Raw genomic sequence first — 9,041 nt, forward strand, 5'->3', positions numbered from 1 at the left:
TTATTGGATCGACAGGTCCAAATTGTAACCAACCGTCTTGCCTGTGTCGCGATCGTTACCCATCAGATAAACACGTATGGTGTAGTCGCCATCATCGGGAAGCTCGATCCGGGCGGTATTTCCATCGATTGAGCCGTTGTAAATTGCGACGCCGTCGCTATCCGGCGGCAATATGTTGAAATAGATCACGCCGTTGCCATTGGTGTCACTGACCTTAAGGTCGGCGAACATCTCCTGCCCCGCTTTGGCGCCCAGTTTATAGTCGAAATATTCGTCGCCGGTGACAGTCCCATTCACCATCGTACCGAAATTGCCCGGTTGGAATTTCACGTCTGCGGACATCTGTGCAGAAACGCTGGCTCCAAAAGTCAGCAAAAGCGCTGTGACTGCCATCCTTAAGAACATTGAAAACCCCGATCTAGTTAGCGTCGATAAACAACCCTACCACAACGGGTCAGATTCGAAGGAATGGCTGGAACAGGCGCGGCATCAGCTTGCTGAACTTCAGTGGAGCATCAGTGACGGCCAGGCAAATGCAGTCTTCAGAGATATCTGCCGTAGGGGTATGATGGATAGACTGGTCAGCGATTTCGACATCGCCACGGTCGAAGCGGTCGATCTCGTCAGAGAATGCACCCTGCAGGACCATCGTCAGTTCTATGCCTTTATGGCTGTGATCCGGCACTGCTGCCCCGGCGGGGATAAACAACAACCGGGCGGTGGCTTCGCTGGTCGTGGGCAGGATTGCCTGTTTGACTCCCATGCCGACGGGCTTCCATTTGATCGCGTTCACGTCGCCGCCGACATAGTCCTGCAGCGGTGTCGGAAGAACTGCACAAGACGGGTGCGCGGGTTTCACCTTTGGTGCGCCCTGAGCAATCAATGCCATTGTTGCCGCCAGTGAACCGTCACTCATGCTTGCTGACGCATCTTGTTCCTGCAAAACGCATCCGCCAACTGCGTCAAAGCTTTCAGCGCGGGCGCGGCAGTGGTCGCAAAGAGATAGGTGCGTGGCGACCATCAGGTCGAACGCTTCGGGCAGATTGCCTGCGGCATAGGCCATCAGCAGGTCGTCTGTCAGGTGATGTTTAATCTCGTTGCTCATCATCGTCATCTCAATTCATTGCATGGCGCAAGCGATCCAGCGCCAGCCTTATTCGTGATTTGATCGTTCCCAAAGGCAATCCGGTCTGAGATGCGATTTCTCGATGGCTCAGATCGCCGAAATAGGCTTTCTCGATCAGTTGTCTTTGCGCACCGGGTAGCGCTGCTATCGCGTCGCGCAGTTGCGCAGTTTCTTGTTGAAGTGCCAGAACGTCTTCTTGCTCGGGTTCGGGTTCAGGACCCCAGCCAAGTTCCTCGGGCTCGGGGCGGCGTTGTTTGCGCAATACGTCAATGCGCTTGTTTCTTGCGATCGTGAACACCCAGGTCGCAACTGTTGCCCTTGTCGGGTCAAAAAGATGCGCCTTGTGCCACAAGGTCGCCATGACCTCTTGAGCGCATTCCTCTGCCAGTGCAGCGTCTGACCCGGACTTGATTAGGAATGCCTTTATTCGAGGCGCAAAATGCTGGAACAGTTCAGCAAATGCGATCTGATCCTCCGCATCTCGGATGCGACGGACGTGATCCACCCATTCCTTTCTCGTATCACAACCTTTGTTTTGTCTGTTCACCGATTTACCTTTAAATCGTTTGGCGCCGTGCACGGCACTTTTGACAGCAGGTTGTGCTGCCGCTTCGTCCAAGGTCACGGTATCTATTTCGGTAAACATAACCTCATTACGTTGTCTGACCCAAGTTGGATCAGTCTGGTGCAAAAAAATTCATCCAAAACGAGCAGTATTTCGTAATGTATGATGTAGGGGCATTCGGAAATGGATGTCTTTTGAACAATTTGCAGTCAGTACGGAACATCTGCGTTATGAACACTGTTGATCACATCGCGGGTCATACCTTTCACGGGCGCAAGGGTGCGATCGATAATTCGTTTCGCTATTCAATCGATTATGTTCTGTTTGACCCTGAAGTATGTGCCACGACGCCCTTTTTGTTTTCGTTCAACAAGGTGAATCTGACCGGATGGCGAGATAGCGATCACGGTGGCGAGCCTGGTCGGGGTCGCGGCGCGATTTGGCTGCGTGAGTGTTTTGAGGCGCAGGGTATTCCTCAGCCGGAGCAGATTACTCTGTTGACCCAACCGCGCATGCTTGGGCATGTGTTCAATCCCGTGAGTTTCTGGTTCTGCTTTGATGACGTGAATCAGCTCTATGCTGTGGTTGCTGAAGTGACCAATACTTATGGTACGCGTCACAGCTATCTGTGCTACAAACCCGATCATTCGCCCATTGCGCCAACTGATCGGATACTGGCTGACAAGCTGATGCATGTCTCGCCGTTTCAAGAAATTGAAGGGACCTATACGTTTCGGTTTGATTATCGCGACGAGCGCGTGGGTGTCTGGATCGACTATGGCCGCGGCAGCGGGGGGCTGATCGCCACCCTGACGGGTCCACGCCGGCCGCTTAGCAACCGCATTATTCTGAAATCGCTCTGGCGCCGACCGTTCGGAGCGCGAAGGGCGGTGTTTCTGATCCACTGGCAAGCGCTTAAGCTATGGGTCAAGCGCGCCCGGTTCAGCCCCTTTCGCACCGCGCCCGTTCCTGATCAGCCTGTATCGCGTTCACATCAGTAAAGCCCTCCGCTTTGCGCAAGATCAAAGACGATCGCCTGTGGCATCGTTCAGATAACAGTGAACCGCGAACACGAGGAGTTGGGACATGTTGGAAATCTCGGCAAGAAAAATCGCCCAGGTTGCCATGATGGGGCGAGAGTTGAACCGGGCCGAGGGCGAGTTACGCGCATTCATCGAACGCATGAGCGAGGATGAACAAGCAGAACTGGTCGCCGTCATGTGGGTCGGTCGTGAGAGCTTCTTCGCTGAAGATCTGGCCGAGGCCATTGCTACCGCAAAGTCCGAGGCCTCAACCCCTTGCGCGGATTATCTGATAGGAACGCCGCATTTATCCGATCACCTGGAAAATGGGTTGGATGCGCTGGGAATCTCTGCCGAAGATGTCGAAAACGATCTGATGTAATCCCTGTTCTCGCGTTATGGCGTATGGGTTGGTCCGGATGCTGGCGCATCGGATTGATTGATCCGCTTTCATTAAATAATATTAATGCGGCGTTCCTCCGAGGTTAATGTCGAGTTCTTTTATCAGGTTCATCAACAGCAACGATGAATACTGGAGGAATTCGACATGGCACACGTCAATACAACCGCAGCTGATTATCGGTCTCTTTTCTTCGGCCAGTTTGCGAGCCAGCCTGAGGCCCCATCTGCATGGCAGCGTCGCAGAGTTTACAACAAGACGATCCGAGTGCTTGAAAAGCTCAATGATCATCAGCTTAGCGATATCGGCATCCCACGCGCTGAGATACGGCAGCGCGTATATCGAAACGTTTATCACAACACGCCCTATCAGGCCTGCTCTTAGGCACTGTCCGGTGCGATCCGAAAAGCAATCTATGTAAGTAAGCGCGAGGTAACGAATATGCTGGATAGCAACCCAAATCCGAAACAGAACGTGTCTAACAGTGCGCTGTTATTGTTCGATCAGGCGATGAGAATGCGCGCAATCCAAGCCGATATCGTTCGCGCCGGTCAAGAGCTGAACCGTCTTTCAGATTTCGAATTGTCAGAGCTTGGGCTCAATCGCTGCGATGTTGAAGCGGTGATAGCGCAATATATTTGACGGCTGTCAGCGACGCCACAATGTGATCAGCCGCTTCGCGTGTTCGAAGCGGCTGATTGCGTTTTAGGCGGTGTGGTCCACGATCTGCAGGTGTTGTGCCAGTGTGTCGATCTCGTCCATCCAACCCTGTATCAGTTTCGGATCACTTGGCGCGGCGTGGACACCGGCAGGGATAGCACGGTTCAGGACGGCTTCGACTGCAAGGGACACCGGGATCGAAACCAGGCGTGCCATGGCCGTGCCGCGTTCGTCACCCCAAGCGTCCATGACATAGGTCTTATGCCAGACCTCAACGCCTTCTTTCTCGGCTTTCAGGCCCACACACAGAACCACGCGGTCGGGTTCGCCCTCGTCATAGGCGTTTTCTTCCCAGAACTGATCCGACATCTCTTTCAGGCGGGCGTCGCCTTCTGGCCCTGTGAGGGTCTCGATTTCAGTAAACACATCCGACCACGCGTCAGCCCAACCGTTCAGGCGCAGGGTGCCGCGGACGAATTCTTTGACCGGCCAGTGATCCTCGAACTGGTACTCGGCCTTAAACGGGATCGAGTCGCGGTTCGGGTAGACCTCGAAGCTTTCGGGCGTGGGCAGCGGGGCGATATAGCTGCTGATCGCGTCCCACGGGCGCGCGACGTCCAATGGGGCATAGTCGCGGATTGATTTCGACGGTGAGCGCAGCGCCTTTAGAACACCTAACGGTGACCAGCTGAACTTGTAGCGGAACGGGTTTGGGTTCTTCGGGATCCCGCCGCAATACGAGATAAAGCTTAGGTGGTTCTGGGGATCGAAGGCGCCCGAGGCGCGGTAGTCGGCGACCAGAGCATGCGCCATCAGGTGGTCGATCCCAGGGTCCAACCCGACCTCGTTGACCAGCGCGACACCTGCCTCGCGCGCCATGTCATCCAGCGCGCGCATCTCTGGTGCAATATAGGATGACGACACAAAGTTGGCCTCTTTTGAAATTGCCAGCTCTGCCAGTGGCACATGCCAGTCACCCGGCAGCATCGAGACGATAATGTCGCCCTTCTCAAGCACCGCGCCTAGGGCGTCGATGTCGAAGGCGCGGATGTCATCCGTCAGGTCTCCGACCTCGGCCTTGGCCTTCTCGACAGTCCGGTTCCAAACATTGACCTTGTGCCCGCCTTCGATTAGGCGGCGCAGGCCGGGGATGGCCGACAGGCCGGTGCCACACCAGTGAATCGTCATCTCTCAGATCCCTTCGATATGTGTTTTGTAGGTTGCCTCAGCCCGCCCCCAGACACCGCTGTCCAGATCGGTCAGCGTCAGCAGGGACGGTAGCAGTTGCGCCGCATAGTCTTGCGAGCTTTCGACGGGCAGCATCGACGGCAAATTGTCGATGGCCATCACATCCATGACCGGGTTGGTCGCCACGCGCAAAGCAGGGGCGTTCCATGTGGTGGCACGGTCATAGACCGGCACTGGGTTGTAATCGCTGTCCGGGTCGCAGGCCACGTCGCCGATGGCCGTCAGACTGCGTTGTGCGCTCAGAGCATCGCGCGGGACAAAAACCGGGGTGCCCGGTCGGGCGAAGATGCAGTTCAGGAAGAGATCGTGATCAAGGATTTCGGGAAATGGCCCGCCTCTGGACGTCTCGGCAATGTCCCATTTGGTGACGGCGACCCCCATGGCCTCGCACATATCGGCGGCGCCGGTCCCGACACGGCCTAACGCGCCGATGACGATGGCGCGGGGACGGTCGGCTCCTGTAGCGTCCAGTTCGGCCATCAGTTCATCATTCAACGCGTCTTTGTTGGCATAAACACCAACGGGTGGGCATTCCTGCCCGCGTTGCTGCGCTGCCCATGTCTTCAGTGTAACCGCAGCCCCGGCGTACCCAGCCCAATAGCCAAAGGCTGCAACCCTGCGGCCATCTGCGTCCACCAGATATTCCAAGTCATAAAGCGTGCCGCCACCGGCCTTAAACCGCCGCAACAATTCGCGTCCAGAATGCTGACCCTTATAAGCATGGCCAAACATGATGTGGCGGTGAGGCAAGGGCGTGCCATCCTCGGGCAGCTCTTTCAAGCCAAAGACGATTGCGTCAAGCGGGGCTTCTGGCCACGAATTTTCGGACGCGATTTCGCAACCTGCCTGTCTGTAACCATCCAAAGGAATAGCCCGTACAGAGCTTTTTTCGACCGTCACACGAATGCCTGCAGCGATCAGTGCGGCGGCACCTTCAGGGGTAAGCCCGACCCGTTCCTCGTTCGGGCGCTGTTCCGCCCGGACCCAGAGATGTGTCATCATACTTCCTTTTGTCAGAGCATTCCGGCGGCGCGCACCGCCTGAACCGATGGCCGAGCCTCCATCGCCTCGCGGAAGGCGATGATCTTGGGAAAGGCCGAAACGTCGACGCCGTCACCTTCCAGCCAGCTACAGACCACATAGAGGTAAGCGTCGGCTAGCGAGAGTGTCTCACCCAACACGAACGGACCACGCAGCCCGTTTGTAACGATATAGTCGCATGACGCGGTCATCGTCTGGGGTACCTTGTCCTTCATGTCCTTCCAACTGGCCTTCTTGTCCGCCCAACGAGGCCCGCGCAGTTTGTGCGCGTGGTTCACATGCATGGTCGAGGCCAGATAATACATTACCTCCCGCATTCGCGCTGCCATCACGGGATCAGCCGGAACCAGCCCGGCCTCGGGTGCTTTGGCGGCAACAAACTCCAGTAGGGCGCCGGTTTCAGTCAAAATGCCACCATCAACCGCAAGCGCAGGTACACGGCCTTTGGGATTAATTTGCCTGTACGCGGGCTTTGTCTGCTCGCCACCGGCGAAATCAAGCTGCACGGCTTCATATTCCAAGTCGGCCTCTTCCAGCGCAATCGCCACAGCGACTGAGATTGTGCGGGGGGCAAAATAGAGCTGCATCCGTGCCTCCTTACAGGTGGGTTTGTGCAAAATGCCGATCTGGTGCTTCCAGATGGGGCACTGCATTGAACAGGACCGGGCTCAGCTGTGAACCGATTGGGTGCAGACGATGCATCGACGTATTCATGATGGCAAGCGCCACCCGTGCCATCGAAGTGATATCCAGCATCATCGCCTGCCGGACCACCATCGAGATCAGCCCCCCGGATGTCACAACAATCGCGGGCCCGCCTTCGGTCCCGATGTCGCGCAACGCGTCGCGGACGCGGGTTTCAAATTCGACGAAGGTCTCTGGCGGGTTTTCAATTTCGCCATTGGCCCACGCGGTAAATGTCTTGGGAAGATGTTCCACAAACTCTTCGCGGTCGATTGGAATCGCCACGCCATGTTGCTCATGAAACAGCTGCGCGAGGGTGAAGTATTCAATTTCGTTGAGGCGCGCGTCGTGCACAGGTTCGGCCAAACCCATGCTGGCTGCTGTCTCCACATGACGTGTAAGGGTGCCACAATAGACCCGAGGGTGATGGGCCTGGGTAACTTTCAGATGCGCACCCAGCCAACGCGCTTGCTGGTGGCCCAGATCGCTGAGCCTGTCGTAGCTATTCTCGTCCCGCGCGGCGGTGTTGGCCTGCCCGTGACGCACCAATGTAATGAATGACATTTCGAACCCTCTTGCGACGAAGTCTTAGGGCAGCTTCGCGTTCGGGGCCAGAGGGGTTTGGGGAAAAACTGCATCAATTCACGCCCCTCCCTTGCGAGCTAATCTGACGGGCGTATTGTGCATTCTGGTTGATCGGGGGAATGTAATGGCAGTCGACGAAAAACGGTTTCTGGAAGATCTGCATAAATTACGGCAGTTCGGAGCTTCTGGCGTGGGCAAAGGTGTCATTCGGCCTGCTTATTCTGAAGCTGACATTGCAGCCCGTCATTGGCTGGCAGGCCGCATGGCCGAAGCCGGGTTGACCCCCCATTTCGACCCGGTTGGAAACCTTTTCGGATTAGCCGAAGGACCGTCGCTGTTGATGGGGTCACATTCGGACAGCCAACCCGAAGGCGGCTGGCTGGATGGCGCATTGGGTGTGATTGCGGCGCTTGAGGTCGCGCGGTCCAGCGAGCAACCTATTTCAGTTGTCAGCTTTCAGGATGAAGAAGGTCGGTTTGGTGTCACAACGGGCTCGGCGGTTTGGTCTGGCGGATTGGATCTGGTACGGGCAGATGGGCTGACCGATCATACCGGAGAGACCTTTGGTTGCGCACGCGCGGCGATGGCGGATTGTGCCGCTAGTTTCGTCGACCCGGGTCGGTTCACCGGGTTCATCGAAATGCATATCGAACAAGGCCCCTCGCTTGACACGCAGGGTGACCAGATCGGTGTTGTTACCGACATCGTCGGCATTCGCGATATGGTGATTCAGTTTGTTGGCCAGCAAAACCACGCAGGTACAACGCCCATGCACCTGCGACGCGATGCATTTCAAGCGCTGTCCCTATTCAATTCACGCCTTAATGACCAGTTTCGTAACGTGGTAACGCCGCAAACAGTCTGGACTATTGGGCATGTAGACCTGCATCCCAGCGCGTCCTCAATCGTGCCGGGCCGCGTGCGTTTCTCGATGCAGTGGCGCGATGGAGATGCAGATCGGCTGGCAAAGATGGAAGAGATCATTCGCAACACCGCGAGCGATATCGCCGCACAAACGGGTGTGGAGCTTAGCTATGGATCCCTTCTGGGCTTGGAGCCTGTGGCGATGGATCACAAACTTCGCAAAGCGCTGGAAGCGGCTGCCGAGCAGATCGCGCCAGGCCGGTGGCGACGGATGCCATCAGGGGCTTTGCATGATGCAACCAATGTTTCGCGCATGATGCCGGTTGCGATGCTGTTTGTCCCGTCAATTGGTGGAATCAGCCACGATTTTGCCGAGGATACAACCGAAACTGACCTGGTTGCCGGCTTGAAGGTTCTGGATTGTGCGGTTCAGAAACTGAGGTCATGAATGTGATAAGGTGCTGTAAGATCTGAGCTTCTACCTTCGTATGGTCTGGGAAGGATTGGAAAAGCAAAGCAGTAAGTTAGGCGCGATCTAAAGAGTGTTGCTTAATGGAAAAAAGTTTCCTATAGGAACATTATTAAAGCATACACTCGCATACGAGCCTGGCCAGTCCTTGGTCTGCCATCGAAAACCGGGGCTGAATCGTTGCAAAATATTCAGCTTGGGTCAGACTGACGGGATAGCTTCTGTTCACTATATAATTAGAAGGTAGCCATCATGACATCCTTAAGACGCACGCCTCTTCACGCTTTGCATGTTGAGTTGGGTGGTAAGTTGGTTGATTTTGCTGGGTGGGAGATGCCTGTTCAGTATCCATTGGGGATTATGGGGGAGCATAAGCA

The 9,041-nt window shown here is 55.8% G+C and carries 12 protein-coding genes and 1 pseudogene; 6 read left to right on the plus strand and 7 right to left on the minus strand.

Going from position 1 to position 9,041, the window contains the following annotated elements; translation table 11 throughout:
• The 3 genes from ACR0IU_RS09830 to ACR0IU_RS09840 are packed head-to-tail and all read right to left on the minus strand — an operon-like array spanning nucleotide 1 to nucleotide 1,772.
• Complete coding sequence (locus tag ACR0IU_RS09830) at nucleotides 1-405, minus strand: hypothetical protein (protein WP_480436536.1); 405 nt, start codon at nucleotides 403-405, stop codon at nucleotides 1-3.
• Nucleotides 406-454: 49 nt separating this feature from the next.
• Nucleotides 455-1,105: a ChrR family anti-sigma-E factor gene (locus ACR0IU_RS09835; RefSeq protein WP_480716117.1), complete on the minus strand. Its 651-nt coding sequence runs from the start codon at nucleotides 1,103-1,105 to the stop codon at nucleotides 455-457.
• A gap of 10 nt (nucleotides 1,106-1,115) precedes the next feature.
• Nucleotides 1,116-1,772: a sigma-70 family RNA polymerase sigma factor gene (locus ACR0IU_RS09840; RefSeq protein WP_480716118.1), complete on the minus strand. Its 657-nt coding sequence runs from the start codon at nucleotides 1,770-1,772 to the stop codon at nucleotides 1,116-1,118.
• 149 nt (nucleotides 1,773-1,921) lie between these two features.
• Here ACR0IU_RS09840 and ACR0IU_RS09845 point away from each other — a divergent pair, with 149 nt between their 5' ends.
• The 4 genes from ACR0IU_RS09845 (at nucleotide 1,922) to ACR0IU_RS09860 (ending at nucleotide 3,755) form a co-directional block, all read left to right on the plus strand.
• Nucleotides 1,922-2,692, plus strand: coding sequence for a DUF1365 domain-containing protein (locus ACR0IU_RS09845; protein WP_480716119.1), 771 nt, complete (start codon nucleotides 1,922-1,924; stop codon nucleotides 2,690-2,692).
• 85 nt (nucleotides 2,693-2,777) lie between these two features.
• Nucleotides 2,778-3,095 carry a DUF3775 domain-containing protein gene (locus tag ACR0IU_RS09850; protein WP_010438669.1) on the plus strand — a complete coding sequence of 106 codons (318 nt, stop codon included), beginning with the start codon at nucleotides 2,778-2,780 and terminating at the stop codon, nucleotides 3,093-3,095.
• 165 nt (nucleotides 3,096-3,260) lie between these two features.
• A complete protein-coding gene (locus ACR0IU_RS09855; RefSeq protein WP_480716120.1) occupies nucleotides 3,261-3,497 on the plus strand; it encodes a DUF1127 domain-containing protein in 237 nt (78 codons plus the stop codon).
• A 57-nt stretch (nucleotides 3,498-3,554) separates the two neighbouring features.
• Nucleotides 3,555-3,755, plus strand: coding sequence for a DUF1127 domain-containing protein (locus ACR0IU_RS09860; RefSeq protein WP_010438673.1), 201 nt, complete (start codon nucleotides 3,555-3,557; stop codon nucleotides 3,753-3,755).
• A 63-nt stretch (nucleotides 3,756-3,818) separates the two neighbouring features.
• Here ACR0IU_RS09860 and ACR0IU_RS09865 read toward each other — a convergent pair whose 3' ends face one another.
• The 4 genes from ACR0IU_RS09865 to ACR0IU_RS09880 are packed head-to-tail and all read right to left on the minus strand — an operon-like array spanning nucleotide 3,819 to nucleotide 7,310.
• Nucleotides 3,819-4,961 carry a saccharopine dehydrogenase family protein gene (locus tag ACR0IU_RS09865; RefSeq protein ID WP_480716121.1) on the minus strand — a complete coding sequence of 381 codons (1,143 nt, stop codon included), beginning with the start codon at nucleotides 4,959-4,961 and terminating at the stop codon, nucleotides 3,819-3,821.
• Nucleotides 4,962-4,964: 3 nt separating this feature from the next.
• Nucleotides 4,965-6,020: a saccharopine dehydrogenase gene (locus ACR0IU_RS09870; protein ID WP_480716122.1), complete on the minus strand. Its 1,056-nt coding sequence runs from the start codon at nucleotides 6,018-6,020 to the stop codon at nucleotides 4,965-4,967.
• Nucleotides 6,021-6,034: 14 nt separating this feature from the next.
• Complete coding sequence (locus tag ACR0IU_RS09875) at nucleotides 6,035-6,649, minus strand: glutathione S-transferase family protein (protein WP_480455819.1); 615 nt, start codon at nucleotides 6,647-6,649, stop codon at nucleotides 6,035-6,037.
• 10 nt (nucleotides 6,650-6,659) lie between these two features.
• Nucleotides 6,660-7,310 (minus strand): histidine phosphatase family protein, encoded by a 651-nt coding sequence (locus ACR0IU_RS09880; RefSeq protein ID WP_480716123.1) that lies wholly within the window; start codon nucleotides 7,308-7,310, stop codon nucleotides 6,660-6,662.
• Nucleotides 7,311-7,455: 145 nt separating this feature from the next.
• Between ACR0IU_RS09880 and ACR0IU_RS09885 the strand changes: the two genes are divergently transcribed.
• Together ACR0IU_RS09885 and gcvT are read left to right on the plus strand one after the other, a co-directional pair.
• Nucleotides 7,456-8,643, plus strand: coding sequence for a Zn-dependent hydrolase (locus tag ACR0IU_RS09885; protein ID WP_480716124.1), 1,188 nt, complete (start codon nucleotides 7,456-7,458; stop codon nucleotides 8,641-8,643).
• 273 nt (nucleotides 8,644-8,916) lie between these two features.
• A pseudogene (gene gcvT / locus ACR0IU_RS09890) lies at nucleotides 8,917-9,041 on the plus strand (glycine cleavage system aminomethyltransferase GcvT); the annotation flags it as partial.

It is taken from the genome of Ruegeria sp. CL5, assembly GCF_056536485.1.

Coding starts and splice junctions, on each gene's coding strand:
- ACR0IU_RS09840 (WP_480716118.1), bottom strand. CDS start 1,772: ATGTTTACCGAAATAGATACCGTGACCTTGGACGAAGCGGCAGCACAA.
- ACR0IU_RS09855 (WP_480716120.1), top strand. CDS start 3,261: ATGGCACACGTCAATACAACCGCAGCTGATTATCGGTCTCTTTTCTTC.
- ACR0IU_RS09870 (WP_480716122.1), bottom strand. CDS start 6,020: ATGACACATCTCTGGGTCCGGGCGGAACAGCGCCCGAACGAGGAACGG.
- ACR0IU_RS09850 (WP_010438669.1), top strand. CDS start 2,778: ATGTTGGAAATCTCGGCAAGAAAAATCGCCCAGGTTGCCATGATGGGG.
- ACR0IU_RS09880 (WP_480716123.1), bottom strand. CDS start 7,310: ATGTCATTCATTACATTGGTGCGTCACGGGCAGGCCAACACCGCCGCG.
- ACR0IU_RS09885 (WP_480716124.1), top strand. CDS start 7,456: ATGGCAGTCGACGAAAAACGGTTTCTGGAAGATCTGCATAAATTACGG.
- ACR0IU_RS09865 (WP_480716121.1), bottom strand. CDS start 4,961: ATGACGATTCACTGGTGTGGCACCGGCCTGTCGGCCATCCCCGGCCTG.
- ACR0IU_RS09845 (WP_480716119.1), top strand. CDS start 1,922: ATGAACACTGTTGATCACATCGCGGGTCATACCTTTCACGGGCGCAAG.
- ACR0IU_RS09835 (WP_480716117.1), bottom strand. CDS start 1,105: ATGAGCAACGAGATTAAACATCACCTGACAGACGACCTGCTGATGGCC.
- ACR0IU_RS09875 (WP_480455819.1), bottom strand. CDS start 6,649: ATGCAGCTCTATTTTGCCCCCCGCACAATCTCAGTCGCTGTGGCGATT.
- ACR0IU_RS09860 (WP_010438673.1), top strand. CDS start 3,555: ATGCTGGATAGCAACCCAAATCCGAAACAGAACGTGTCTAACAGTGCG.
- ACR0IU_RS09830 (WP_480436536.1), bottom strand. CDS start 405: ATGTTCTTAAGGATGGCAGTCACAGCGCTTTTGCTGACTTTTGGAGCC.